Source organism: Aquitalea sp. FG25 (genome assembly GCF_057809375.1).
In genome coordinates, this window is sequence record NZ_JBMDJV010000022.1 from 62,898 (window position 1) to 89,624 (window position 26,727).

At 57.1% G+C, this 26,727-nt stretch carries 24 protein-coding genes and 2 tRNA genes; 8 read left to right on the forward strand and 18 right to left on the reverse strand.

Features of this window, described 5'->3' with window-relative positions:
- Positions 1-35 precede the first annotated feature (35 nt).
- Together ACODR9_RS18235 and ACODR9_RS18240 are read right to left on the reverse strand one after the other, a co-directional pair.
- Positions 36-815, reverse strand: coding sequence for a ferredoxin--NADP reductase (locus tag ACODR9_RS18235; protein WP_488811020.1), 780 nt, complete (start codon positions 813-815; stop codon positions 36-38).
- Positions 816-916: 101 nt separating this feature from the next.
- On the reverse strand, positions 917-2,062 hold the full coding sequence (locus tag ACODR9_RS18240) for a trans-sulfuration enzyme family protein (protein WP_488811022.1): 1,146 nt from the start codon (positions 2,060-2,062) through the stop codon (positions 917-919).
- A gap of 225 nt (positions 2,063-2,287) precedes the next feature.
- Between ACODR9_RS18240 and ACODR9_RS18245 the strand changes: the two genes are divergently transcribed.
- Positions 2,288-4,042, forward strand: coding sequence for an AMP-dependent synthetase/ligase (locus ACODR9_RS18245; RefSeq protein WP_488811024.1), 1,755 nt, complete (start codon positions 2,288-2,290; stop codon positions 4,040-4,042).
- A gap of 65 nt (positions 4,043-4,107) precedes the next feature.
- Here the strand turns inward: ACODR9_RS18245 and ACODR9_RS18250 are convergent, their stop codons facing one another.
- The 3 genes from ACODR9_RS18250 to ACODR9_RS18260 form a co-directional block, all read right to left on the reverse strand.
- Positions 4,108-4,767 carry an amino acid ABC transporter permease gene (locus tag ACODR9_RS18250; RefSeq protein WP_488811026.1) on the reverse strand — a complete coding sequence of 220 codons (660 nt, stop codon included), beginning with the start codon at positions 4,765-4,767 and terminating at the stop codon, positions 4,108-4,110.
- 113 nt (positions 4,768-4,880) lie between these two features.
- Positions 4,881-5,663 (reverse strand): transporter substrate-binding domain-containing protein, encoded by a 783-nt coding sequence (locus tag ACODR9_RS18255; protein WP_488811028.1) that lies wholly within the window; start codon positions 5,661-5,663, stop codon positions 4,881-4,883.
- Positions 5,664-5,775: 112 nt separating this feature from the next.
- On the reverse strand, positions 5,776-6,552 hold the full coding sequence (locus ACODR9_RS18260; RefSeq protein WP_488811030.1) for a sulfite exporter TauE/SafE family protein: 777 nt from the start codon (positions 6,550-6,552) through the stop codon (positions 5,776-5,778).
- Between the two features lie 207 nt (positions 6,553-6,759).
- Here ACODR9_RS18260 and ACODR9_RS18265 point away from each other — a divergent pair, with 207 nt between their 5' ends.
- Positions 6,760-8,412 (forward strand): DUF945 family protein, encoded by a 1,653-nt coding sequence (locus tag ACODR9_RS18265; RefSeq protein ID WP_488811032.1) that lies wholly within the window; start codon positions 6,760-6,762, stop codon positions 8,410-8,412.
- A gap of 178 nt (positions 8,413-8,590) precedes the next feature.
- On the opposite strand, the gene ACODR9_RS18270 is transcribed toward ACODR9_RS18265, so the two are convergent.
- From ACODR9_RS18270 to ACODR9_RS18310, 9 genes are all read right to left on the reverse strand, one after another.
- On the reverse strand, positions 8,591-9,655 hold the full coding sequence (locus ACODR9_RS18270) for a Fic family protein (protein WP_488811034.1): 1,065 nt from the start codon (positions 9,653-9,655) through the stop codon (positions 8,591-8,593).
- Positions 9,656-10,089: 434 nt separating this feature from the next.
- Positions 10,090-11,181 carry a redox-regulated ATPase YchF gene (gene ychF / locus ACODR9_RS18275; RefSeq protein ID WP_488811036.1) on the reverse strand — a complete coding sequence of 364 codons (1,092 nt, stop codon included), beginning with the start codon at positions 11,179-11,181 and terminating at the stop codon, positions 10,090-10,092.
- A gap of 59 nt (positions 11,182-11,240) precedes the next feature.
- Positions 11,241-11,825 carry an aminoacyl-tRNA hydrolase gene (pth, locus tag ACODR9_RS18280; RefSeq protein WP_488811065.1) on the reverse strand — a complete coding sequence of 195 codons (585 nt, stop codon included), beginning with the start codon at positions 11,823-11,825 and terminating at the stop codon, positions 11,241-11,243.
- Positions 11,826-11,899: 74 nt separating this feature from the next.
- Complete coding sequence (locus ACODR9_RS18285) at positions 11,900-12,460, reverse strand: 50S ribosomal protein L25/general stress protein Ctc (protein WP_488811038.1); 561 nt, start codon at positions 12,458-12,460, stop codon at positions 11,900-11,902.
- Positions 12,461-12,520: 60 nt separating this feature from the next.
- Entirely contained in the window at positions 12,521-13,504 is a 984-nt protein-coding gene (locus ACODR9_RS18290; protein WP_045846690.1) for a ribose-phosphate pyrophosphokinase, read from the reverse strand.
- An 88-nt stretch (positions 13,505-13,592) separates the two neighbouring features.
- Positions 13,593-13,667, reverse strand: a tRNA-Gln gene (locus tag ACODR9_RS18295).
- An 8-nt stretch (positions 13,668-13,675) separates the two neighbouring features.
- Complete coding sequence (gene ispE, locus ACODR9_RS18300; RefSeq protein WP_488811040.1) at positions 13,676-14,527, reverse strand: 4-(cytidine 5'-diphospho)-2-C-methyl-D-erythritol kinase; 852 nt, start codon at positions 14,525-14,527, stop codon at positions 13,676-13,678.
- 42 nt (positions 14,528-14,569) lie between these two features.
- On the reverse strand, positions 14,570-15,121 hold the full coding sequence (gene lolB / locus ACODR9_RS18305; RefSeq protein ID WP_488811042.1) for a lipoprotein insertase outer membrane protein LolB: 552 nt from the start codon (positions 15,119-15,121) through the stop codon (positions 14,570-14,572).
- On the reverse strand, positions 15,118-16,872 hold the full coding sequence (locus tag ACODR9_RS18310) for a tetratricopeptide repeat protein (protein ID WP_488811044.1): 1,755 nt from the start codon (positions 16,870-16,872) through the stop codon (positions 15,118-15,120). Before ACODR9_RS18310 ends, lolB begins: the two co-directional genes overlap by 4 nt.
- A gap of 87 nt (positions 16,873-16,959) precedes the next feature.
- On the opposite strand from ACODR9_RS18310, the gene mutM reads away from it, so the two are divergent.
- Positions 16,960-17,775, forward strand: coding sequence for a bifunctional DNA-formamidopyrimidine glycosylase/DNA-(apurinic or apyrimidinic site) lyase (gene mutM, locus ACODR9_RS18315; protein WP_488811046.1), 816 nt, complete (start codon positions 16,960-16,962; stop codon positions 17,773-17,775).
- A gap of 42 nt (positions 17,776-17,817) precedes the next feature.
- A complete protein-coding gene (locus tag ACODR9_RS18320) occupies positions 17,818-18,648 on the forward strand; it encodes a lysophospholipid acyltransferase family protein (RefSeq protein WP_488811048.1) in 831 nt (276 codons plus the stop codon).
- Here ACODR9_RS18320 and ACODR9_RS18325 read toward each other — a convergent pair.
- The gene (locus tag ACODR9_RS18325; RefSeq protein ID WP_488811050.1) at positions 18,575-19,396 is read right to left on the reverse strand and encodes a symmetrical bis(5'-nucleosyl)-tetraphosphatase; all 822 of its coding nucleotides are present in this window, start codon (positions 19,394-19,396) and stop codon (positions 18,575-18,577) included. The two genes, ACODR9_RS18320 and ACODR9_RS18325, sit on opposite strands and share 74 nt — an antisense overlap.
- A gap of 159 nt (positions 19,397-19,555) precedes the next feature.
- Between ACODR9_RS18325 and ACODR9_RS18330 the strand changes: the two genes are divergently transcribed.
- Positions 19,556-21,574 (forward strand): UvrD-helicase domain-containing protein, encoded by a 2,019-nt coding sequence (locus ACODR9_RS18330; RefSeq protein ID WP_488811052.1) that lies wholly within the window; start codon positions 19,556-19,558, stop codon positions 21,572-21,574.
- 77 nt (positions 21,575-21,651) lie between these two features.
- Here ACODR9_RS18330 and ACODR9_RS18335 read toward each other — a convergent pair whose 3' ends face one another.
- Positions 21,652-22,392: a c-type cytochrome gene (locus ACODR9_RS18335; RefSeq protein WP_488811054.1), complete on the reverse strand. Its 741-nt coding sequence runs from the start codon at positions 22,390-22,392 to the stop codon at positions 21,652-21,654.
- 140 nt (positions 22,393-22,532) lie between these two features.
- Between ACODR9_RS18335 and ACODR9_RS18340 the strand changes: the two genes are divergently transcribed.
- Positions 22,533-22,609, forward strand: a tRNA-Arg gene (locus tag ACODR9_RS18340).
- A 290-nt stretch (positions 22,610-22,899) separates the two neighbouring features.
- Positions 22,900-24,129 (forward strand): tyrosine-type recombinase/integrase, encoded by a 1,230-nt coding sequence (locus tag ACODR9_RS18345; protein WP_488811056.1) that lies wholly within the window; start codon positions 22,900-22,902, stop codon positions 24,127-24,129.
- Between the two features lie 45 nt (positions 24,130-24,174).
- Here the strand turns inward: ACODR9_RS18345 and ACODR9_RS18350 are convergent, their stop codons facing one another.
- The gene (locus ACODR9_RS18350; RefSeq protein WP_488811058.1) at positions 24,175-25,023 is read right to left on the reverse strand and encodes a hypothetical protein; all 849 of its coding nucleotides are present in this window, start codon (positions 25,021-25,023) and stop codon (positions 24,175-24,177) included.
- Between the two features lie 221 nt (positions 25,024-25,244).
- Positions 25,245-26,084: an antA/AntB antirepressor family protein gene (locus ACODR9_RS18355; RefSeq protein ID WP_488811059.1), complete on the reverse strand. Its 840-nt coding sequence runs from the start codon at positions 26,082-26,084 to the stop codon at positions 25,245-25,247.
- Positions 26,085-26,545: 461 nt separating this feature from the next.
- On the opposite strand from ACODR9_RS18355, the gene ACODR9_RS18360 reads away from it, so the two are divergent.
- Positions 26,546-26,727, forward strand: a 182-nt coding sequence (locus ACODR9_RS18360) for a hypothetical protein (RefSeq protein WP_488811061.1), incomplete at its 3' end; no start/stop codon positions are given.

The following is a 26,727-nucleotide window of genomic DNA, read 5'->3' on the forward strand; positions in this document are numbered from 1 at the left end:
AAAGCCCCACCGAGGTGGGGCTTTTTTATTGTGGTTTACCAGCCGTTTTCCAGCACCAGATGACCCGGCGCACTCAGCCGACTCAGGCGAAAACCCATTTTCATTAGCTGGCGGTGGGTGTCTTCCACCATGGCCGGGTTACCGCAGATCATGAAACGCGAACGCTCCACCGTCAGCGGCAGTCCGGCAGCTTCGGCCAACTCACCGCTGGCCAGCAAGGCCGGTATGCGTTGCTGCAGCATGCCGGCTTCGGCTTGGCGGGTTACCACCGGGATATACTGCAGGCGCTCACCCCACTCCGCCCACAAGGGGTGCTGGCGCAGCGCGTCAATCTCGCTGCGGTAGGCCAGCTCGCTGGCATCGCGCACGCAATGCACCAGCACAATGCGGGCAAAGCGCTGCCACACTTCCGGCTGCTGCAAAATCGACAGATACGGCGCCAGCCCGGTACCGGTAGCCAACAGCCACAGGTCTTCGCCATCCGGCAGCCGGTCCACCGTGAAAAAGCCATTGGCCTTATTGTCCAGCAGCACCTCATCCCCCACCTGCAAGCGTGCCAGGCGCGAGGTGAACAGCCCGTCCGGCACCACGATGGAGAAAAACTCCAGATGCTCGTCCCAGCTGGCGGACGTCATGGAATAGGCCCGCCACACCATGCCGCCGTTTTCCAGTGGCAGGCCCAGCCGAGCAAACTGGCCAGGGACAAAGCGCCAGGATTCAGGGCGGCTCAGGCGAAAGCTGAACAGCTTTTCACTCCAGTGCTGCAGGGAAAGAATGGTTTGGGCGGTGAATTTTTCTGCTGCGGGGGCGGCCATGATTAATACCTTAGTAATTTACTCAGGTAATTTACCGCATCAGGGCCCCCGCAACAAGCCTGACCCGGCTTGCTGCGCAGCCCTCGGCAAGCCATGACCGCTTAATCGGCCAGTGCCTGTGTCAGATCCGCCAGAATGTCTTCGATATCTTCCACACCGATGGACAGGCGCAGGCCGCCTTCACGGATGCCCAGCGCGGCTTTCTGCTCCGGCGGCATACCGCCGTGCGACATGGTGTAGCTATGGTTGACCAGCGATTCCACCCCGCCCAGCGACTCGGCCAAGGCAAACAGCTGCAATTTGCTGGCCACGCGGCTGGCTTCGGCGCGAGTGTCCTCCTTCAGCCAGATGGTGACGATGCCGCCAAACCGCCGCATCTGCTGCTTGGCAATGGCATGGCCGGGGTGGTCGGCAAAGCCGGGGAAGAACACCTTTTCCACCTTGGGATGATTGCGCAGGAAGGCCGCTACCTGTTCGGCATTGTCGCAATGGCGTTCCATGCGCAGGTGCAAGGTCTTGATTCCACGCAGGGTGAGGAAGCAATCTTGCGGCCCCGGCACGCCACCAGCAGAATTCTGGATGAACTTGATGTCAGCAAACAGCTTGTCGTCACTGACCGCCACCAGGCCCAGCAGTACATCAGAATGGCCACCCAGGTATTTGGTAGCCGAGTGCACCACGATGTCCGCCCCCAGGTCGATGGGGTTCTGCAAATACGGCGTGGCAAAGGTACTGTCCACTGCCACCACCGCGCCATGCTGGTGCGCAATGGCCGACAGCGCGCTGATATCAACCAGATTCAGCAAGGGATTGGTGGGTGACTCCAGCCATACCAGCTTGGTGCGTGCACTGATGAGGCTGGCCAGATTAGTGGCATCAGTCAGATCGGCAAAGGTGACGGTGATGCCAGCAGGCTCCATCACCTTGGTGAGCAGACGATAGGCACCGCCGTACAGGTCCGCCACGGCAATCACTTCGTCACCAGGCTTGAGCGTGGCGCGCAACACGGCATCGATAGCGGCCATGCCGCTGGCAAATGCCAGGCCATATTTTGCATTTTCCAAGCTGGCCAGGCAGGTTTCCAGCGCGGCACGGGTAGGCGTACCTGTGCGGGCATAAGAAAACGGCAATTGCTCGCCGACTTCGGCAAACTCGAACACCGATGTCTGATAAATGGGTGGCATCACCGATTTGCTGTGCTGGCTGCTGTCATAGCCGGAATGAATCGTCTTGGTGGCAAATTTCATGATGTTTCCTGTTTTCCTGAAGCCAGAGGGAATCAAGGCAGTCGCGGCGCTTGCCGCTGCAAAACCACCAACGATACCAACGGCATTATTAAGCGCATGATAAATACAAAAACCAGCAAGCTGCCGGCAATTTATTGATTATTCCCAAAAATTAGCCGCAATTTTCTTTACACCGAAAGGGAATAGGGCTAATTTGCGCCGTTTCTGAATCAAACAATTGTACGAATGAAGCTAGAACGCGCTTTTGACATCCTCTTTCACCAGTTGGAAACCCTGCCTCGGCCTGATTGCCTGTCTAGCAAAACCGCAGGGCAATGGCAGTCCCTGAGCAGCACCGAGGTGATGGAGGCCGTCAATGCACTCAGCCTGGGCTTGCTGCAGCACGGCATCGTGCGTGGCGACAAGGTGGCTATTGCCGCCGACAACTGTCCCGCCTGGGTGATCGTCGATCTTGCCCTGCAACAGATCGGTGCCGTCAGCGTGCCGCTTTATCCCACCTGCACCCTGGAAGATGCACGCTATATCCTCGCCCATGCCGAGGTCAAGCTGGCTTTTGTCGGCAGCCGCGCATTGCAGCGCAAGCTGGAGCAGGCACTGGATGGCCGCCCCTGTCCCTGCTTCGCGCTCAACCCGCTGGACACCCTGCCCGCCTGGACCGTGCTGCGTGATGCCGGCCGCAACGGCAACCTGCGCCAGCTGGCCTTGCTGCGCAACAGCATACAGGCGGACGACGTGTTCACCATCATCTACACCTCGGGCACTACCGGTCGTGCCAAAGGCGTGATGCTGTCGCATCGCAATGTGGTCAGCACCGTGATTGCCACGGCAGAGCATACCCGTCTGCCTGCTGGCCAATGCCGAGCACTGAGTTTTCTACCGCTATCGCACATTTTCGAGCGCGCCGGCGTGCTGTATTACCTGCTCACCGGCACCGGTGTCTATTTTTCTGGGGTTGATAACTTGTCCGCCAACCTGGCAGAAGTCCGGCCCCATACCTTCAGTGCCGTGCCACGGGTACTGGAAAAGGTACATGAAAAATTGCTGGCCAGAGCCAGAACCCTGAACGGCTGGCAGCGCCGACTGTATTTATGGGCCATGGCACGGGCAGAAGCTTATGAACCCAATCAACCGCCACGTGGCCTGGCGGCCATCCGCCATGCCATTGCCGATCGCCTGGTGTACCGCAAATGGCGTGCCGCCATGGGAGGTCAACTGCGTTGGGTGAATGTGGGCTCCGCAGCCCTGCAACCGCGCCTGGCACGCTTGCTGTGGGCCAGTGGCATTGCCGTGGCCGAAGGCTATGGGATGAGTGAAACTGCGCCGGTGATTACCGCCAATCCTTTCCAGCCGGAAGCTGTCCGCATTGGTAGCGTCGGCATTCCTCTTCAGGGGGTGGAACTGAAGCTGGCCGATGATGGCGAAATCCTGGTGCGCGGCCCCAATGTAATGGTGGGCTATTACAAGGAGTCGGCACTCACCGCCGAAACCCTGCAGCATGGCTGGCTGCATACCGGTGATATCGGCGTGCTGGAGCAGGGTTATCTGCGCATTACCGACCGCAAGAAGGAAATGTTCAAAACCAGCAACGGCAAATACATCGCCCCGCAGTTACTGGAAAACAAGCTGAAGGAATCGGCCTTCATTGACCAGATCATGGTGGTGGGCGACGGGCAGAAATTTGCTGCGGCGCTGATTGTGCCGCTGTATGAACGCCTGCAGGAATGGTGCCTGGAACACGGCATCACCTACACCACCAATAGCGAGATGCGGCTGCATCCGCGCATCGTGGAACTGATAGAGCGCGAGATCAAACGTTTCAACCGCCACTTTGGCAGCTGGGAACACATCAAGAAATTTGCCCTGCTGGACAAACCCTGGTGCGTGGATGCCGGCGAGCTGGCCCCTACCCTCAAGCTACGGCGCAAGGTAATCAGCCAGCGCTGTCAGGCATTGATCGAAAGCATGTACCAGCACGCCTGAGTCACAGGCTACGCATCATCATAAAAATCCCCGCCTTACGCGGGGATTTTTATTGGGAAGGTGATTCAGCGCTGATGTGCCATTTCCAGCTTGCGCTCCACCCGCTTTTGCAGGCGCTCGAAGCTGGCGCTCATCAGCCAGTACAGCGCAGCCGCACCCAGATAGAGCGGCAGCGGCTGAAAAGTCTGGGCAATCACTTCCTTGGTGGCCAGCATCAGTTCGGTTACGGTAATGACCGATACCAGCGAGGTGTCCTTGATCAGGCTGATCAGCGAATTGGACAGGCTGGGCACCGACAGCCGCAATGCCTGCGGGGCCACGATATAGCGCATGGTCTGCCACCAGCTGAAGCCCAGCGACAGCCCGGCATCCCACTGTCCGCGATCCACCCCGGCAATGCCGCCACGCAGGCTTTCGGACAGATACGCCGCCACATTCAGCGTCAGCGCAATAATGCCGGCAGGTACCGGATCCAGCTCGATGCCGATGCCCGGCAGGCCGTAATAGATAACAAAAATCTGCACCAGCAGCGGGGTTCCGCGCATGGCGCTGACGTAAAAGGCCACCAGCTGCGACAGCACCGGCACCCTGCCCACGCGCAACAGCGCCACCACAAATCCCAGCAACAACCCCAGCACCATGGCCACCACGGCAAACATCAGCGTATACAACGCGCCCTTCAGCATGACTGGCAAGGCGGCGCTAAGCAGATCGGCCCACTCCATGTTTTTATCCCCATTCAGAAACACCTGCGCCCCTGACCGGCAGGGGCGCAGCAATCAGTGCATTCTAATGGCACTGAAGGTAAAACACGATGGCTACAACAGGCCGAACCAGCTTACTTGGCGGCCGTCGGTGCCTTGGACACATCAATACCAAACCACTTCACCGAAATCTTCTTGAAGCTGCCATCGGCCTTCATGTCATTCAGCGCCTTATCCACAGCCTGCTTGAACTTGGGGTTGTTCTTGGCAAACGGAATGCCCATGGTGGTGACATCACCCACCGGGTGACCGGCCTTCAACGGCAACTTGGCCTGCTTGATGGCAAACGGAATCAGCAGACTGTCATTCAGCGCAGCATCGATGCGACCGCTGGCCAGATCCTGCAGGTTCTCCGGGGCCGACGGGTACACCTTGACCTCGATACCGTTCACGGCCTTCACCATGTCGGCATAGTTGCTGCCCTGACCCACGCCAACTTTCTTGCCTTTCAGGTCGTCCAGCGACTTGAACACACGGCTTTCATTCTTGCGCACGATCAGCTGGGCGCTGGAGAAGGTATAAGGCTGGGAAAAGTCGAAGGTTTCCTTGCGCTTGTCGGTAATGCCCACTTGGTTGACCACCACGTCAAACTTGCCAGCCTGCAGACCAGCCAACAGGCCGCTCCATTCACCGGTGGTGAACTCCGGTTTCACTTTCAGACGCTTGGCCACTTCGGTAGCCACTTCCACATCGAAGCCAGTCAGCTTCTGATTGGCGTCCTTGAAGGTAAACGGCGGGTAAGTGCCTTCCACGGCAATTTTCAGCGTACCGCGCTGCTTGACGGTATCCAGCAGATCAGCAGCAAAGGCATGGCCAGCGAAAGTGGCGATAAGGGTAGCGAGCAGAATTTTTTTCATATCAAAATAACCCTGAGTTATTTTAAACAAAGATTTTAACCAGAAGTAGAATATATCAATATTCATCTGATCAAGCCAGAAACTTCTTCCGTGACCACAATATACGCCCGCTTCAACGCACAAACAGCCACACTGTCAGCAAGCTGCCCACCACCACCACAAAACCACGCAAATGGCGTTCCGGCAGCCGGTGCATCAGCCAGCCCCCCACCACCCCGCCAGCAATGCCACCGACACCCAATGCCAGCACGGCAGCCCAGTTGATCAGGGGGGAAAAGGCAAAAATCGCCACGGCCGAGGCGTTCATGGTCATGGCCAGCGCGTTCTTGGTCGCGGTGGCCATGCGCACCTGTTGGCCGGCAATAGTCAGCGCCGCCAGCATCAGAAAGCCGATGCCGCCGCCAAAATACCCGCCATACACGGCAATTGCCCCCTGAATCAGCAATAGCAGCGGCGTGGACAGATGGCGCGGCGGCGCATCCGGGTCCACCATCGGCTTACGGCGAAAACTCCCCCAGGCAAACACGCTGGTAGCAAACAACACCAGCCACGGCACCAGCCGGGTAAAGATGCTCACCGGCGTGGACAGCAGCAGCAAGGCACCTAGCACGCCGCCAATCAGGCTGACGATAAACAAATGACGAAACGGCACCGGCCCCACCCCGCCCACCAGCTTGCGCCCGGCCAGCGCCGAGGTGATCTGGCTGGGAAACAGCGCGATGGTGCTGCTCATATTGGCAGCCAGCGGATTGAGCCCGGCCAGCAGCAAGGCCGGGAAGGTAATGAAAGAACCACCACCCGCCAGTGCATTCTGAATGCCCGCATACAAGCCAGCGGCGGCAATCAGTGCCAGCAAGGGCAGCGGTAAAGACTGCGAAAAATGAAACATGAACGGCTCCATAATGGATCGGGCAGGAGATTGGCCGGGAACAAGCGCTCCATTTTGCCCGGAATGCCCGCGTAAAGACACCCGGATTTTCCCCCGCAATCTACTGTCGGTAGCGTGAAACCAGGCTGGTACAGCGCGCTTTCCCCTGCTAGTCTGGCGGACATGTCAGCGATAGGCGTATGTCATTGAGCGCCACAGGGAGATGCAATGAAGACAATCAAGATAACTGCAGTGCTACTGGGCCTGGCGGTGGCAGCTTGGTGTGCCATTGCGCCCGGCATTGTCGGCATGCGCTATGAAGAAAAAATGCGCAGTGACTTTGCCACCATGAGCAACAAGGCGGGTGGCTCCATGCTCAGCCTGCAACAGTTCGACCGCGGCTGGTTCACCTCTACCGCCAAGGTGCAATTGAAGCTGCCCATCGGCGGCCAGCTAGAGGTGATGCAGCTGGACTACAAGATCCATCAGCTGCCGCTGCCCTTCATGCGCTGGTCCCGTACCGACATCAGCTTCACACCGCTGGATGAACAGGGTAAACCAGGCCTTCCCCTGCCGCTGACGCTAGAAAGCATCCGCAATACCGATGGCAGCAACGACAGCCATCTTGTCGGCCATGATGTCATCATCAACAATGCTGCCGGTACCTTCACCTTCAGCATCGACGGCAAAACCCACACCAGGGACGGCGAGCCGGTCAGCTACGACTTCGCACTGCCCACCTTCAACTTTCAGGTAGCCAGCAGTGGCAGCAATGGCGTGGTGTTGCGGATGAATGATCTCAAGCTCAATGGCCAGGTGAGTGCCTTCAATAAGCCCGATGCCCCCTGGGCCTCGCAAATGAAGCAGCAACTGGGCGGTGCCAGCCTGCTGGCCGGTGCCACGCTGCTGGCCCAGGTGGGCCCGAGCCACATGGATATCAAACTGGATGACAAGGGTGGCAATTTCGACATCAGCTACCTGACTCATCTGGACAGCCTCAAGCTGTCCCCACCCGGCCTGCCCACCCAGGAGCAGGACAATATCGACCTCGACTTCAGCTACAACAACCTCAACAAGCAGGCCTTGCTTGCCTGGCAAGCAGACACCATGGCACTGGCCAATCGTGCCGACCTGCGCAACAATCCGGCCGCCATCCAGCAGGCATCCATGGCGCTGGTGTACAAGCACATGGGCGCCTTCCTGGCACAATCCCCCTCCTTCAATCTGCAACGCCTGTCGCTGCACATGCCCAAAGGCAATATTCAGGGAAGCTTCTCCATCGGCTTCGATGGCAGCGGCGTCAAGGCTGCCGACATCACCCTGCCCTGGCTGGCCACACAAGGACAGCAGCGCAGCACCCTGAAAGCCAGCCTGGCAGTCGACCGCAGCCTGCTCGATGCCCTGGCACCCTCAACGCAGGCCAAGGCACAAGCCGAAATGATGCTGACACAATGGCAAACTCAGGGGCTGATCAAGAACGATGGCAAGGTCATCAGCAGCAGCCTGCTGATTGATCGCAACGGGGTTAAAGCCAATGGCCAGCCATTGAACCTGCCAGGCCTCATGGCGGGGATGAACAGCCAGCCCGCGCCAAGTGCGCCAGCACCGGAAGCAGCACCCGCGCCCACCGCCGCTGCACCAGCCAGCACAGAAGCCGCACCGGCCAGCAAGGCAACAAACCCGGCTGCTAGCATGCCTCCTGCCAGAACAGCCCCGGCCCCTGTCGCAGCCCCTGCTACCGCAGTGGCGCCAGCCTCTACACCGGTGGCGCAAGAAGGGGCAGGCCGGATACACCTGCCCGGCCCCCAGGTAGACCTGCGCTACTGCCTGCGCCAGCACGGCGACCTTGCCATCATCCGCTGCGCCAACCACGGCCATTAGACATACAGCCAAGCAAAACGCCCCCGGACTCTATATCCGGGGGCGTTTTTCATTGGGTAAGCGGGTAAGGTTGCTACTCAAAGGCAGGATACGGCTAGGGGCCACGAAGCTTGTTGGCGATGTTCCATTGGTCAGCCTACTTTTCATGGACCCTCAGGCTGATATCCCGCCCGGCATCTCAGGGCCTGGAGTCCCTTGGCTCTAACTTGATCCACTTCGCCGTGCGCCCCTTCCCTGTCGGGGCAATCATCCCCTCGGCTTTCATGGTGCGCAGGATCACGCGCACCATGTCGCGACTGATGCCGGGGCAGGCTTCCTCGATCTCCGAGATGGAGAAGGGCAATTGGCGTTTGAGAATCTCTGAGCGAACGCGGTCGCCCTTGGCGCCCCGGCCGCGCTCGATGGAGCCGACGCGCTCTTCAAATTCCTTGTAGGCACGCAGCAGCGCACCCCAGAAGTAGTCGAGCCATGGGGCGATGTCGTGTGCCGCATCGTGCCAACCCTGGGAGCTGGCCTCCAATGTTTCGTAGTAGCTCTCCTTCGACTCCTCGAAGATGCGCTCCAGACTAATGAAGCGGCCCACCGCATAGTCGAAGTGATAAAGCAGCTGCAGAGTCAGCAGTCGCGCCATGCGGCCGTTGCCATCCGGGAAGGGGTGGATGCACAAGAAGTCGAGGATGGCCAATGGCACCAGCACCAAGGGGTCTGCCAGGTGTTGATCCAAGGCCAAGCGGTAGCGCGCAATCAGGTCTGCAATCGCCATGGGGGCGAGGTGTGCGGCGACCGGACGAAAGCGAATACGTGAGCTGCCATCAGGATGGCGCTCAATAATGTCATTGTTCGTCGCCTTCCATTTCCCGCCTGGTTGGGGCATGTAGCGGTGCAGCATGCTGTGTAGTTGCAGGACGGTACCTTCCGAAAACGGCATCTGCTCGCCGCTTTCGTGAATCAGACCCAGGGCATCGCGATAGCCCGCCACTTCTTGCTCAGACCGACTTTGTGGCGTGGCATTCTTGAGCACCAGCGATTTGAGACGGTGCGCGGCGACAACGACGCCTTCCAACCGGTTCGACGACTCGGTGGACTCAACCACTGCCACCTGCCGCAGATCGCTCAGGATCTCGGGAGACTGCGCCACAAAGAGCTGCTGCTTACCTCTGTATTCACCCAGGGCACGCAGGGTCGCCAACTGCCGCGCGTCGAAACGCAACTTGGCGAGGTAGTCTGGCGCGAGTGATTGCATGCAGCAGTATCCGGGTCGGAAAGAATGGGGTAATGCTACAGTAAATAAGGGTATTTTCAATAGTCATTACCCCAATAAAACTGCCATTACCCCATTCCCGCGAGATGCATTGACTTGATGTGCGCCTGTGCGATTGACCACGCCCGGATAAGAGCCGCTAACAAAATAGCGTAGCGTCACTGGGGCAAAGCGTGCCGACGCTGACAGTACAAAGGTATGGCAAAGAGGCATGAGCACTCCGTCATGCTTCCTTCGCGTTCTGACATATCCAGCGAGGCATAAAGGCATACACACCATTGCACACAATTTAGCGGGGCCACTCATGGGATTTCAGGCAATACGCAGAAACAACAAAGCCGCAGAAAGCTGCGGCTTTGTTGTTTCTTTTGAATTTCACAGTTTTTCCAGGCAGTCCTGGAAAAACCTTCCACCCACTAGACGTTGAACAAGAAGTTCATCACGTCACCATCCTGCACCACGTATTCCTTGCCTTCCGAGCGCATCTTGCCAGCTTCCTTGGCCTTGGCTTCGCCACCCAGGGTGATGAAGTCGTTATAGGCGATGGTCTGGGCACGGATGAAGCCGCGTTCGAAGTCGGTGTGGATCACACCGGCAGCCTGCGGGGCGGTGTCGCCGACATGGATGGTCCAGGCGCGCACTTCCTTCACCCCGGCGGTGAAGTAGGTTTGCAGGCCCAGCAGCTTGTAACCGGCACGGATCAGGCGATCCAGGCCCGGTTCTTCCAGGCCCATTTCGGCCAGGAATTCGGCCTTGTCGGCATCTTCCAGGTCGGCGATTTCGCTTTCGATAGCGGCACACAGCGCCACTACCGGTGCGCCTTCGCGCTCGCCCAGTGCCTGCAGTTTGTCCAGATAGGCATTGTTCTTGAAGCCGTCTTCGGACACGTTGGCAACATACATCGCCGGTTTGATGGTGAGCAGGCACAAGGGTTTGATGATGGCGATTTCTTCATCGGACAGCTTGAGCGAGCGTACCGGCTGGCCCTGGTCCAGATGCGGCATCAGCTTTTCCAGCACAGCGATCAGCGCGCGGGCATCCTTGTCACCGGACTTGGCTTTCTTGCCTTCGCGTTGCATGGCTTTTTCAACCGAGGACAGGTCGGCCAGCGCCAGTTCGGTGCCAATGGTTTCGATGTCGGCAATCGGGTCGACCTTGCCAGCCACGTGCACGATGTTGTCGTCGTCAAAACAGCGCACTACGTTGACGATGGCGTCGGTTTCGCGGATGTTGGCCAGGAACTGGTTGCCCAGGCCTTCGCCCTTGGACGCACCGGCCACCAGACCGGCGATGTCGACAAACTCGACAATGGCCGGCTGGATTTTTTGCGGGTTGATGATCTTGGCCAGCTCGGCCAGACGCGGGTCCGGCACTTCCACGATGCCCACATTCGGCTCGATGGTGCAGAAGGGATAGTTGGCGGCTTCGATACCGGCTTTGGTCAGCGCATTAAACAGTGTGGACTTGCCAACATTGGGCAGGCCAACAATACCGCACTTCAGACTCATGTCAGCATTCCTTGAAATCGATTCACAATCAGGCGGGCGCTTAGCACCGGCCCGGTTCATTACTTGGCTGCAGTATGCAGCTCTTTCATGGCCATCGCCATATTGCCGGCAATGGCCAGCGGCAGATAATTCAGTGATTTGAGCACCGCGTCATCAATGGCACCCTGCTCTTCTGCACGTGGCTTTTTCAGCACGAAATTGGCCACTTCATTACGGTCGCCCGGATGGCCAATGCCCAGGCGCAAACGCCAGAAGGCCGGTGAACTCAAGCGTGCCGCAATGTCTTTCAGGCCATTATGGCCACCATGGCCGCCGCCTTGTTTCAGGCGGGCAGTGCCGGGAGGCAGATCCAGCTCGTCGTGCACCACCAGGATTTCATCGGGCATAATCTTGTAAAAATGTGCCAGCGCCAGCACGGCCTGACCGGACAGATTCATGAAGGTCAGCGGCTTGAGCAACCAGATATCCTGGCCTTCGATCTGAACACGGGCAATATCACCGTGGAATTTGCCCTCGGTACGCCAGTTGCCCTTGTATTTCCAGCACAACTCGTCCAGCAGCCAGAAACCGGCATTGTGACGGGTCTTTTCGTAATCCGGGCCGGGATTGCCCAGACCGACAATCATGCGAATGGCAGACATGATCGAGAATTCCAATAAAAAGGCTCGCTGCGGGCGGGTAGCCTCACAACGAGCCCTTGTCAAACAAGCACTAATGCTTAGGCGTTGGCCAGAGCAATGGCTGCGTCTTCGCCACGAACCAGGGCGGCGATTTCAACACCTTCCGGCAGTTTCAGGTCGGACAGGTGCACAGCTTCGCCTACCTTGATGGCAGACAGGTCAACATCGATGAACTTCGGCAGGTTGCCCGGCAGTGCGCGAACTTCCACTTCGTTGATGATGTGGCTGATCTTGGCACCTTGCAGCTTAACGGCGTCCGACTGGTCGGCGTTAACGAAGTGCAGTTGAATCTTTACGTGTACTTTTTGGCTCAGGTCAACACGTTGGAAATCAATGTGCATCACTTGCTGTTTGTACGGGTGGTTCTGGAAGTCACGCAGGATGACAGCTTGCTTTTGGCCGTCGATAACCAGATCCAGAATCGCAGAGTGGAAAGCCTCTTCCTTCAGTGCGTAAAATACGGTGTTGTGGTCCAGAACGATGGACTCAGCAGCACCATTGCCGTATACCACGGCCGGCAGTTTGCCAGCGTGACGCAGGCGGCGGCTCGCACCAGTACCCATCTCTTCGCGCTTGGCGGCGATCAATTCATAAGCCATGTAAAGCTCCAGTATTTCAAGTTAAAGGCACCAGCCCCGCCGCGACCAGCGGGCCTGATGTTACGGCAGGCAAGCGCCCGACGAAACCAGTTCCTCATTAAAGAGGTAGGACACCGATTCCTCGTTGTTGATGCGGCGCAGCGTTTCGGCCAGCAGGCCGGCAATGCTGGCAACCCGGATGTTCGGGCAGGCCAGGGCCTGTGCAGTCAACGGAATGGTATCGGTGACAACGACCATGTCGATGTCGGAATTCTTGATGCGATCCACGGCCTGGCCGGAGAAAATCGCATGGGTTGCATAAGCCAGCACGCGCTGAGCACCGCGCTCTTTCAGCGCAGAAGCCGCCTTGCACAGGGTATTGGCGGTGTCGATCATGTCATCCACGATCAGACAGGTACGACCAGATACATCACCGATGATGTTCATCACCTCGGCCACATTGGCCTTGGGACGACGCTTGTCGATGATGGCCAGATCGGTATTCAGCGCCTTGGCCATGGCGCGGGCACGGACCACACCACCCACGTCCGGGCTGACCACGATCAGGTCGTCGATACGCTGGGAGCGGATGTCTTTGAGCAATACCGGCGTAGCGTAAACGTTATCCACCGGGATATCGAAGAAACCCTGAATCTGGTCGGCATGTAGGTCGACGGTCAGTACACGGTCGATACCGGCGCTGGTCAGCATATTGGCTACCAGTTTGGCGGAAATCGGCACGCGGGCGGAACGCGGACGGCGATCCTGACGGGCGTAGCCAAAATAAGGGATGGCTGCGGTAATCCGGCCGGCAGAAGCACGCTTGAGCGCGTCGGCCATGGTCAGAATTTCCATCAGGTTGTCATTGGTGGGGGCACAGGTGGACTGCAGGATGAACACATCGCGACCACGGACATTCTCCAGCAGTTCAACGGCGACTTCGCCATCGCTGAACTTGCCGACATCGGCACGGCCCAAGGAGATATCCAGATGCTTGACCACGTTTTGAGCGAGTTCCGGGTTAGCGGTCCCGGTAAATACCATCAAACTGTCGTATGACGCCATGATTCCATTTGCCTTAGCAGGATAAAGAAAAAGCGTGTAAGGGATTCTTACACGCTTTTTTCATGCTCTCTCTATTGAGAGAAAGTCTTGGCTGGGGAGGTAGGGATCGAACCTACGAATGCCGGAATCAAAATCCGGTGCCTTACCACTTGGCGACTCCCCAATAAACTTTTAAACAATCTCCAGCAAGGGGTGGCTATTCAGCCCTTTCGCAACAAATCCCTTATACTTTGCGGACATTGCCTGATAAACTTTATCGGATTCTTCCTTCGACTGGCACTCCAGAAACACACATGCTCCGGAACCAGTCATCAGCGGCGAACCATATTTTTTCAACTCGCTCAGTACTTCATTCACCGCCGGGTACAGCTCTGAAACAACCTGCTGCAGCGCGTTTCGTCGTTGCTGCGTTGTTTCGAGGATTCGCATTATGCTGATGCGGCCTTCCTCTGTCAACACCCTTCCTGCAAATTTCTTAAATATTTCGGCAGTTGGTACGTGAACACCGGGGTGAATTACAACATACCAGGCCGGTTTCAAATTGATTTCATTGAGTTTTTCACCAATTCCGGTCGCCAGCGCATTTTTGCCGAAAATAAACACCGGAACGTCCGCCCCCAGTTGCAAACCCAGTTCCATCAATTTTTCGCGTGAACAATTTGTTTGCCACAAATGATTAAGTGCCAGCAAAACCGTGGCGGCATCAGAACTGCCCCCACCCAAACCACCGCCCATCGGGATATGTTTGCTCAGGCGGATGCTGGCACCAAGCCGGCTGCCCGTTTCCCGCTGCAGCAGGCGGGCGGCACGCACGGTGAGATCCTGCTCCGGCGCTACCCCCGCAATCGGATTCAGCAATTCGATCACGCCGTCATCACGCACGGCCAGTTCTACCGTATCGCTGTAGTCGATAAAACGAAACACGGTTTCCAGCAAATGATAGCCATCGGCTCGCTTGCCAACGATATGCAGCAGCAGATTGAGCTTGGCCGGGGCCGGATAGGAATGGAAATGTGAAGTCATGCAGCAATGAATCCGGATAGCGGTCGAGAAAACAGCGGGGGGTTAATGCCAGTTCTGCGGCAGCAGGCGCAAGGTAAGTCTGTCGCGCTGCATGTCCACCCGCTTGGGATAGGGAGAGGGAGTGTCAGCATCGCTGACGAAACGGATGGTCCAGCCTTGCTGGGCCAAACTGCCGTCCTCGGCAAACTGATAAGGGGCATCGGGAGCTGGCAGGCCGCGTATCCACCACACCAGATTACCCAGCGGCAGCGTCCAGCCCAGCACATTCTGAGTCAGGGATTCAACATCGGACGCCTGCCAGGTTTTGCCATCGGCCTGCAGGCTGACGCCAGCCGCATTCCGCTGCAGGCGCGCCACCGTAGTGCCCAGCGGGCTGTTGACCGACAGCAGGTCGTCATTCAGCCGGTGCGTCCAGTCAAACTGGCCGACCGAGCCCTTGCCATCCATATTGACCGAAATGCGGCCACTGACATTGAAGGGCTGATCCTGCCTTGCCGAACTACTCGTGGCAGTTGGCCGAAACACAGTTTCACTGGCACAGCCGGTCAGCAGCAGGCTGCCGGCCAGCCATGCCATGGTAATGCCTTGCTTCATGGCAGATGAAAGCGCTTGAGCGCATCCTGCAGCGTTTCATTGTCCGGGTCTTTGGCCAGGGCCTGGCGCCACAGACTGAGTGCGTCCTGCTTGCGACCCAGTTTCCACATCACCTCGCCCAGGTGTGCGGCTACTTCGCTGTCCTGCATGGCGGTATAGGAGCGCTCCAGATATTTGAGCGCAGCTTCGGTGCGCCCCAGCTTGAACAGTACCCAGCCCATGCTGTCCTGGATCATCGGATTGTCAGGATCGGCCTTGAGGGCCTTTTCGATATAGCCCAGGGCTTCCTGATGGCGGTTACTGCGGTTGGCCAGGGTATAGCCCAGGGCATTCAGTGCCTGCGGGTCATCCGGCTTTTCCTTGAGCAGGGCTTTCAGGTCGCGTTCGGCATCCCCCAGATTACCCAGTTGATCGGACACCAGCGCGCGGTCATACAGTAGCTCGGGCGAACGCGGCCAGTTTTCCAGTGCCTGACTCAAAATACGGAATGACAGGTCGTAGCGCTTGGCATGGCGAGCCAGCTCCGCCTGCTGCATGGCCAGCTGGACTTTCTCCTGCTCGCCCTGCCCCAGTGGTGCCAGTCGCTGCAAGGCCTGATCTAGCTGGCCTGCTTCGGCATCCAGCGCAGCCAGTCTGGCCTGCGCCGGCAAAAACTGCTGTCCGGCCCCCACGCTTTCATACCATTGCCGGGCCATCGCCTTGTCCTGGCGGTCTTCGGCTACTTGCCCCAGGGTGAAACGGATGAAGTCAGGCTCCGGATGTCTTTGCTGTAGCGCAGCTGTCAAGCGCTGATCGGCAGCAGCCAGATCACGCAGCTGATAGGCTAGCAGACCAGATGCATAAAGTAGTTCCGCGTTATCCGGATTCTGCCGTAGCAGCGCTTCAAACGCCGTACGTGCTTCCGGGAAGCGTTTGGCCCCCACCAGCAGGCGCGGATAAGCCATGCGCAGCTCCAGCCCGGCATCCGGCCGCCTGGCCAGTTCCTGCTGCAGGAAGTCTATTGCCTGCCCCAGGCGGATACGACGCAGACGGTCGGTCTGCCAGGCAACCGGCAAATCCCATTTGGGGGCAATTTGTGCCAGCCGGTCGAATTCGCGCTGAATGGTGGCATCGTCATTCACTTCTGCAGCCACCGCAATCACGGCAAAGCGGGCTTCTGGCAAATCCGGGTACTGGCTGGCCAAACGATTGACCAGCGCATAGGCAGCCTGCTTGTCATTCTGCCGCGCCGTAAGCCGTGCCAGTTGCACGAAGATGTCCGGAGCGCGTTGCGGCTCGCGCTTGAGCAGGTCTTCTACCAGCGGCTGGCTTTCTGCCAGCTTGCCGGAACGCAGCATGGTGATGAACAGCTGTTCGCGCGGGATCTGCGAGCTGGGATCCAGCTCCATCCATAGCGCCAGCGCATCAGCGGCATCCTTGAGCTGGCCGGAGAACAGCGCAAATTCGGCAGCACGCTGCGCCAGACGCGGGTCTCTGGTCTGGCGGGCAAGGTCCAGATAAGTTGCGGCAGATGAGCCAGCGGCACCACGCTGGGCGGCAATTTCGCTGGCCAGTACGCCATAGACGATTTGCGGCGTCAGCTCCAGCCGGGGCAGATTGGAATTATCCTCAGCTGCGGCAGCGGTTTCATCATCCGCAGTTTGCTCGGTACTGGTGGCCGGCTGCTTGGCAAGCAAGGGGGACTTTATGCTGGTGCAGGCTGACAATAGCAGCACCAGCAACAGGGAAAGGGATCGATTCAGCGGTTTCATTCGCATGGAGTCTGTGCCGGTTGAACGCGTAGAATAGCACGCTCGGTTATTTGATCTAGTCAATCTTGTCCTGAAAGCGAAAGCAGCATGCCCGAACTGCCCGAAGTGGAAACAACCCGTCGCGGTGTTGCGCCTTATCTGGATGGTGCCACCCTGCAAGGTGCGATTGTGCGCGAAGGCCGCTTGCGCTGGCCAGTGCCCCCACAACTGGACACCATCCTTGCCGGTCTGACAGTACGCGCAGTCACGCGCCGTGCCAAGTACCTGCTGGTTCATTTTGATAGCGGAACCTTGCTGATCCACCTGGGCATGTCCGGCAGCCTGCGTTACGTACCGGCAGATACCCCGCCGCAGAAACATGATCACATCGACCTGAAGCTGGGCAGCCACGTGCTGCGCTACCGTGATCCGCGTCGTTTTGGTGCCATGCTGTGGCATGTGGGCCCGCTGGAATTTCACCCGCTGCTAAAAGACCTGGGGCCGGAGCCACTATCCGACGGTTTTGACGGCGACATCCTACATGCCGCCATTGCAAAGCGCGGCTCCGCCATCAAGCTGGCCATCATGGACAATCATGTGGTGGTGGGCGTGGGCAATATCTACGCCAATGAATCCTTATTCCATGCCGGCATCAATCCCACCCGTGCCGCCCGCGACCTGAGCCTGGCCGACTGCCGGCGCTTGGCCGCCGAAATCAAACGGGTGCTCGGGCTGGCCATCGAGGCGGGCGGCAGCACGCTGCGCGACTTCGTCAATACGGATGGCAAGTCCGGCTACTTTCAGCAGGACTACTATGTGTACGACCGGCAAGAGGAAGCCTGTCGCATCTGTAGCAGTCCGATACGGCAGATACGACAGGGACAGCGAAGTTCCTACTATTGTCCGCTATGCCAGCCATGCTAGAGTGGCAAATTACTCAAACCCGCACATGAAGCGCCGCGTATCTTGAAGTCAACTGCCACTACGTCTTTTCTTACCCGCGCCAGCCGCCTGCTGCGCCTGGTCAGCCACATTGCCCTGGGTATTTTTATCGTTGCGACCCGCTATCCGCATCTGGCCCAGGCCGAGCGGGCCGTGGTGACACGCCGCTGGTCCGGGCATCTGCTGAAGATTCTCGGCATCACGGTGCGGGTGGAGGGGGTGAATCCCGGCTTCTACCCGCCCAATACCCTGCTGGTGGCCAACCACGTATCCTGGCTGGACATTTTTGTGCTCAGCAGCTGCACCGTGTCGCGCTTTGTTGCCAAACGTGAAATCCGCTCCTGGCCGCTGATAGGCTGGGTGGTGAATGCTGGCGGCACCTTGTTTATCGACCGCAGCAATCGCCGTGATGCCAGCCGGGTGAACCAGTTGCTGGCCGATGCGCTGGGCAAGGGCAGCTGCATGGCAGTGTTTCCGGAGGCCACCACCTCGGATGGCAGCGGTATCCTGCCATTCAAGGCCTCCTTGTTTGAAGCAGCCCTGCCCTCACGCAGCACGGTACAGCCGGTATCCATGCGCTACCAGCTGCCGGACGGCAGCCTGACCACTGCGCCAGCCTATGCCGGTGACACCACCTTCTGGCAGAGCATCAAGCTGATTCTGGCGCAGCCAGCCATTGAAGTGGCGCTGACCTACGGCCAGCCGCTCAAGGCGGGCGAAGGCGAGCTGACCACCCGCTTCGCCCTGTCGGAACGGGCATTTCGAGAAGTTTGCCTGGGGCTCAGGCTACCACTTCCCGATACACCGGACACGGCAGCGAAAATACCTGCCTATCCTCCAGCCGAAGTGCAGTAAGGCTACCGCCCCACAGGCAGCCGCTGTCGATAGACAGGATGTCTTCGGTAATATGCAGGCCCAGTGCCGACCAGTGGCCGCAAATGATGGGCGTATGACTGCTGCGCCGCCCCTTAGCCTCGAACCAGGGAATCAAGTTGGCTGGCGCGCCATCGCGCTCGCCCTTGTAGGCCAGATCGATCTCTCCGTCCCGCGTGATGAAGCGCATGCGGGTCATGGCATTGACAATCACACGCAGACGCTCAGCTCCCTTCAGTTCATCCGACCAGCGGGTGGGCTTGTTGCCATACAAGCGCGACAGGAACTCGCGGTAATACGGACCGGCCAGGCCATCCTCCACCTCCTCGGCCAGGCGCAAGGCCCGGTCTATGCTCCACTCCGGCAGCAGGCCGGCATGCACCATGGCATGACCGTGCTCGGCAATCATCAATGGCTGACAGCGCAGCCAGTCCAGCAGCACCTTGCCGTCGGCAGCATTGAGAATGTCATCCACGGTATCGCTGCGGTGCAGCTTGCCAAAACCTTCTGACACGGCCAGCAAATGCAGGTCGTGATTGCCCAGCACGATCTGCACCCTGTCCTGCTGCTGGAATACCCAGCGCAGCACCTGCAGGGACTCCGGACCACGATTGACCAGATCACCGGTCAGCCACAACGTGTCTTTGCCCGGATTGAAATCGATCAGGCGCAGCAATTGCTGGAACGGGCCGAAACAGCCCTGGATATCACCGATTGCGTATGTTGCCATCTTCACCTCTGACAATGCGGCAGGCCATGTTTCGACCGACCACGGATAGTCTCATGATACCGCATGCTACAATGCACGGCCTTGGTTACCACGATGCTACGCCGCACGCAGCCGCCCCGCAGGCTGCAACGGCCAAGCCTCACCGCCGGAACTCCATCCATGTCCGCACCACAGCTCAATCCACCGCAACGCGAAGCAATCCATCACCTTGACGGCCCATTGCTGGTGCTGGCGGGAGCCGGTTCTGGCAAAACCCGCGTCATTACTTTCAAGATCACCCACCTGATCCGCCACGGCAATATCCCCGCCCGCCATATCGCCGCCATCACCTTTACCAACAAGGCAGCACGCGAAATGCTGGAACGGGTGGGCAAGCTGCTCACCGCCCAGGAAATCCGTGGCATTACCGTATCCACCTTCCACTCGCTGGGCATGCAGATCCTGCGGCAAGAAGCCACCCATCTGGGCTACAAGCCGCAGTTTTCCATCCTGGATGCTTTTGATGCCGGCAAGATCATCGCCGACATCCTCAAAAGCACGCACAAGGACGAAGTGCGCAAGGTACAAAGCCAGATTTCGCTGTGGAAAAACGATCTGAAAAGCCCGGACCAGATGCTGGTAGAAGCACAAGGGGAGTGGGAAAGTATCTGCGCCCGCACCTATCTGGCCTATCAGGACACGCTGACGGCTTATCAGGCGGTGGATTTTGACGATCTGATCCGCCTGCCGGTACAACTGTTCAAGACCCACCCGGAGATCTTGCTCAAATGGCAGGGCAAGCTGCATTACCTGCTGATCGACGAATACCAGGACACCAATACCTGCCAGTACCAGATGGTGAAACTGCTGGCCGGTGTCCGTGGCCAGTTCACCGCCGTGGGCGATGACGACCAGTCCATCTACGCCTGGCGCGGGGCCAATATGGAAAACCTGCGCCTGCTGCAGCAGGACTACCCGCAGCTGCGCATCATCAAGCTGGAACAGAACTACCGCTCCACCGCCCGCATCCTGCGCGCGGCTAACGCGGTAATCGCCAACAACCCCAAGCTGTTTGAAAAGCAGCTGTGGAGCGAACTGGGCCTGGGCGAACCAATCCACGTGGTGCAATGCAAGGACGAAGAGCACGAGGCCGAACTGGTGGTGCAGCGGCTGATGGCGCACAAGTTTGAATACCACACCGAGTTCAAGGACTACGCCATCCTCTATCGCGGCAATTACCAGGCCCGCATTTTTGAGCAGGCCCTACGCAATCAGCGTATTCCCTACCAGATGGCCGGCGGACAAAGCTTCTTCGACAAACCGGAAATCAAAGACGTGCTGGCTTACCTGCGCCTGCTGACCAACCCGGACGACGACCCGGCCTTCATCCGCGCCGTCACCACCCCCAAGCGCGGTGTGGGTGCCGGAACGCTGGAAAAACTGGGCGGCTGGGCTGGGCAGTGCGGCAAAAGCCTGTTTGCCAGCGCCTTCGAACCGGGCTTTCGCGTGCAGGTACAAAGCGCACAGTTGGAGCCGCTCAGCCAGTTCTGCGAGTTCATCAACCGCCTGCAATACCGGGTCACCCGCGAACCGGCCGGTGAACTGGCCATGGAACTGGTCAAGGCCATCAATTATGAAGCCTGGCTGTATGACAGCGAGGACAGCCCGCGCATTGCCGAAACCAAATGGAAAAACGTGCTGGAGCTGGTGGCATGGCTGGCCAAGAAGGGCGAGGCCGATGGCAAGAACCTGATCGAGCTGTCGCAGACCATCGCCCTGATCACCATGCTGGAAGGGCGGGATGAAGGCGAAGTCGACGCGGTAAAAATGTCCACCCTGCATGCCTCCAAAGGCCTGGAATACCCCTATGTTTTCCTGGTAGGCACCGAGGAAGGCATTCTGCCACACAGCGAATCGGTAGATAACGGCATGGTGGAGGAAGAAAGACGACTGATGTACGTGGGCATTACCCGCGCCCAACGCATGCTCACGCTGAGCTACTGCGTAAAACGCCGCCGAGCCGGGGAATGGCAGTTTGTCGAGCCTTCACGCTTCATCGCCGAAATAGATGGCAGCGATCTGCGCCATTTCGGCCGACCGGGCGCAGAACCCGTCGTCAGCAAAAGCGAGGGTAAATCACGGCTGGCCAGCCTGACCGCCATGCTGGCAGAAAAAACCGCCAAACCCTCCGAAGACTAAACTGCTGACGCAGCCCAGCGTACCGCTATAAAAAAACGCGCTGCAAGCAGCGCGTTTTCTGTGGAAACACTCCAGACTTACTTGGAGCTGTTCACCATGTATTCGATAGCAGCACGGAATTCTGCATCGCTACCACCGAAACCACCCTTGGGCGGCATCGCGTTCAGGCCCTTGGTGGCAATCTTCACCACCTCATCCATACCAACCTGGGTACGGGTAGCCCAGGCAGCCTTATCGCCAAACTTCGGCGCACCGGCAGCACCGCTACCGTGGCAGGCAACGCACACGCTTTCGTAAATCTTTTTGCCGACAACGGCCGGATCAGCCGCAGCACCAGCCGCTGCGCCACCCACCGGAGGCTCGGTGAATTTGGCACCACCGGCATTACCCATATAGGCAACCGCACGCTTTACTTCATCATCGGTCAGGTCAGCCGCGCCACCCTTGGCCGGCATGGCATTGAAGCCTTGCAGCGCATGCTGGGTCAGCATATCCCAACCCTTGGCAATACGCGGGCCCCAGGCACCGGCATCACCAAACTTGGGCGAACCAGCCAAACCCTGACCGTGACAGGAAATACAGATTGCCTTGAACACCTGCTCGCCAGTGCGCATTCCCGGAGGGGCATCGCTAACCTTGGCTTCACCCACCGGTTTCAGACGAGCAGCAATAGCCTCCTTGGTCATGACTTCGGCATCAACGTTGTAACCACCGGTCGCCAGCTTGGCCAGCAACCAGATCGCCACTACCAGACCAACAACGACGCCAACCAGGACCTTGATGATCTGACCGGGAGCCATTCCGTTCTCATTACTCATTCGAGCCTCGCCTGAAAAAAATGACAATTAAGATGGGATGGGATTATACGGTAAGCCGCGAAGCAAGGCAAAAACCATACACTGGACTCGGACATGCCCTTTGCGCTATGATCCGCCCTGCTTTACCGCAACACCACAGCGCACCCGTAGCTCAGTTGGATAGAGTGTCAGTTTCCGAAGCTGAAGGTCAGTGGTTCGATCCCACTCGGGTGCGCCAACAATATCAATGACTTAGATGCAGCATACAAATCTAGGCCTCGCTTTGCCAGAACACTTTGTGTACCTGTTTGTGTACCTAAACGTGTACCTACGCCCAAGAAGTACCCCGACTCCGGCGATAATTTTTTCATCCGCTTCAGGATTTATTCGCGCATCACTCGCCTTCTAGGCTCCAAACCCTGTTGTATCAAGCTCTCACTGCAGACCTCCGATCTAGCTTTGGCATCGGCTCGCCTTGCAAAACTGTTCGCAGCCCTGACTTCAGTCAAAACAGTTAAAGTATCCAGTATGGATTCCTACAAGAAAATCATCCGTGAGATGGCCCAGGCATCGCTTAATGAGGGCCTGCTCTCCCCTGCTGATATCACTCCCGGCATCAAGAACTGCCAGAGCATCATCCGCTATGCCACCGGCCCAGAGTTCTCCAGCGCACGTATGGAGGCACAAGCACACATGGTGGTCTTGCAGGCCCAGCAGCAGGCCCACGAGACGGGAAGCCTCAGTCAACTGATGGAACTAGCTAAGCAGGATGAGCCAGCCCCAGTACCAACACTGCCAGCCTATGCGGCCCCTGTGGCAGCCTCACATCCTGAAGTCCCCTTCCTCACCTTGTTCGAGGAGTACGCACAAGCAAACCTTAAGGCAGGTCGCTGGAAGCCGATGACTGAGAGGAATAACCGGGAGTACGCCCGATCAATCACCAATGCCATGAAGAGCGCATGGAATGGCTCAACTGACTGTGCCAATCGCAGCCTTGCCGACTGGGAGAGCCTGCAGGATGCCTTCGTTGATAACGATAACAATGCGGTCACCATCAATAAGTACATCAGCGTCTGCAAAGCAGTGATGAAACGAGCAGAGACCAAGCGGATTGGCAGCAATGAGCTAACCCGCATGATGTCCCTGAAGGAGGATGGCAGTGACCGTGGGGCCTACAGGCCAGAGCAAACCAAGCAGTTGATCCAGCACTGTATAAAGGATGAAGCCAACAACCCGGCACTGAGCCAAGCGATCGTCATCGCAGCACTCACAGGGATGCGGCTGAATGAGATTCTGGGGCTGCAACCGGAGGACTTTATTACGCAAGGTGGCAAGGTCGTAGGTATTCGGGTGAAGGACAACGAACGCAGAACCCTAAAGACCAAAGAGTCACGCCGCTTTGTCCCCACTCCTATGTGGCCCAAAGGCTGGCAACCTGATCCACACCTCTTCGCCAGCAATGAGAAGTACCGTGGTGACTCTGGGGCGATGTCCACAGCGTACCGGCGCTACATGCTCGAACATCACCCGGAGTTACTGCTAGATGCTGAGGGCAAGAAGCTGGTGTTCCACTCCCACCGCAACGCAGCCATCACTCGCTGCCACCGTGCGGGTGTCTTGGAACAACGCATAGCCGAACTGATGGGCCAGTCAATGAAGACTGAGGCAGGGAAGACCTACCTGCAAGCAGCCGCCAGTCTGGATGATGTCGAACATCTTGTAGAGGTAGCTAGAGTGATGAACAAAGGAGTGCTGTGATGGGGCTACCTTATATATCCCCATCAGATAAACATTACACAACTTCTAGACAATATAAGCTAACAGTTGCATATTATTCTCACTAGCTGAAAATGCATCGAACTCAGCATCAGCTGCTGCCAGCTTTTCTAGCATTATTGGAATATCGCGAACCGCATTTGCCACCTTAAGCAATTCGTCAGTAGTGCTTTTATCTACTTCAATATTACGCAGGCTAGTGGCTGCTTTTTTGGCTGAAAGATAAATAGAAGCTTCATCAGTGGCAAAGCAAGCGCCATTGGTAATCTTCCCAATCTCCTCGTAGAAGGTGCGCGAAGGACGCTCCTGAAATTTCTTAACCTCTTTAAACTCCTCATCTGTCAAAGTTCTTAATCGGGTGACCGTATAACTTTCTTTCTTTGCCATGCTTATAAGCGTGCCGAATATTTTCTCACCATTTTCAATACTCGTCTTGAATCGGCCCTTTTTATTCATTAACCTTCTCCCTGCCAGCTCAATCTGCTCAACAATACCCCAATAGAGCCTCTCATCATTTTTAAGTGATGTCACATAACGCACTTGCTCCATGTGACGAATTTTATTCTTAGCCATTCTTTCACGAACAATAAAATTCTCCGGATCAAATTTTTCCCCACAGACATGGCCGATGTTTGTCACTCCACCGGAAACAATCCGAATCAAATAGCCACGACCATGGCGGGTATTGCAGTCTTTTTTCTGACAGGAAATCTGTATTTTGTCTTTCAGATGATACCAACCAATGATGTCATCAAATTTATCTACACTACTATCAACCCTACGCACATAGCCAGGCATTGACTCAATTCCTTCGATAGTGTCGAAGAAATAGAAATCTTCAAGGATACCTGATAGCTGCTCTGATGGATTCTTCATTACGATGCCCCCGCATGAATGACTTTTGCATTTTACCGGTTTTCATGCAGCGGCACCTCCTTATGTAAGTTGGGTAGAATCGGTATACGTTCCAAACGTGGCAACATCCCCAAGTGTGAATATTTGCTTCAAGATAGATATTTTATTTGTTACAAAAAGACAGAACTGGAGGGACACCAAAACGGTGTCCTTCGTCGTTTCAAGCGGACAACAGTGGCGCGTTATGCCGCGATGCTTTCGCAAGGATCACAGCCAGCCAAGTAGCTATCAGCATCGATCCTGTTACCGAACATGGGTGACACCATTTTGATCAGCTCATCATCAGCAGTGATGCCTGCCACAACCAGCCCCACCAGCATTTCATAGCAGCTGCGATAGAGGTTCAGGTCTGCAGGCTCTAGCACATCACGGATACCACGGCCACAGCCAAGAATCACCCTCCATTCACCAGCAGGACAGCCTGTGATGATTTCACTGGCAAGGCTCTTGATGTGGCATTCCAACTTTGTTGCAGTTGATCTGACTTCAAGGTGGGTGATGATCCCTGCCTTCAGTTGGTCACCTGCTATTTTCAGGGTGGCATTAGTCAACGCATTGTCAGTCGCGACGATCTGACTGGCTCGGATCGGGTTGTAGTCAGCGAGACGCACAACAGCACGTTCCATCAACAAGAAGTAGCTACGTATGTGTTCTCCCTCACTGGTGTTGGCCTGCATGGCAAGACTGGCTGCAAGATCGCGGCTCAAGATGTAGTCGGTACGTGGGCGTCCCGTAGTGACTGACCCTTTTACAGAAATTTCTGCAAAAGTACCCGATACCAATTTGGGTTTGACGTAGGACTCAGCCCACGCATTGAATCGGCTATAGGGCTTACCGATCCTCTCCCACAGCTTCCGAGCATCCAGGCTAGGAGTCTTGGAGTCCTTCTCGTACGGCAGGACACGGCGAACTTTATGGATGATGTCTACTTCGTCTTCGGTAAAGCCTAGGAGCAACAACTTGGCAGTTGGTACATCATTGACAGTGAACAGTAGGGAACGACCATTACGGGTACGTTTCATTGTAGTTTCCTTATTTGGTGAACCCGCGTGAAGCTGCCTCCGTGTCAGCCATCAGCCCGCCACCCATGGGGCACTGATGCGGCATCAAACGGATTCAACAAAGCGGGATGATTGAGTAAAGATTAAGACCGGCGAAAAGCGGGGAGGTACTGCGGAGGGAGAACTCAGTGACCAGCCCAGAGACTGGCAACAGGATGCGGCAAGAGATGCCGATGGATATCCTGAAGTTATCCAGGTATTCGACTTGTCGTTACCTCCAGGTGACAATGGGCGCTAGGCATTGACCTCTACTGGAACGACAGGGGATAGACAAGATTTTGACCAAGAGAATTTTGGGTCACTCCCTGTCTGATGATGTTATCTATCGTAGGCATTCCGAAGGGGCTGGTCCATAACGCCGAAAAGATAGCTATTGCCCCCCTTAATGACACCCTTAGGATTACCAAATAGAGGGGATGATAATGATCATTCATCCCATCACTCAGGAAATCCTTAGGAAATACCTAAAGAGAGTACTAAGGGTATCTTTAGGATATCTTAGTTTGAATCTTACCGGGGAGCCCCCTTCCCCCTTAGTTGGGGTTAATGTAATGACACCCTTAGGATTACCAAATAGAGGGGATGATAATGATCATTCATCCCA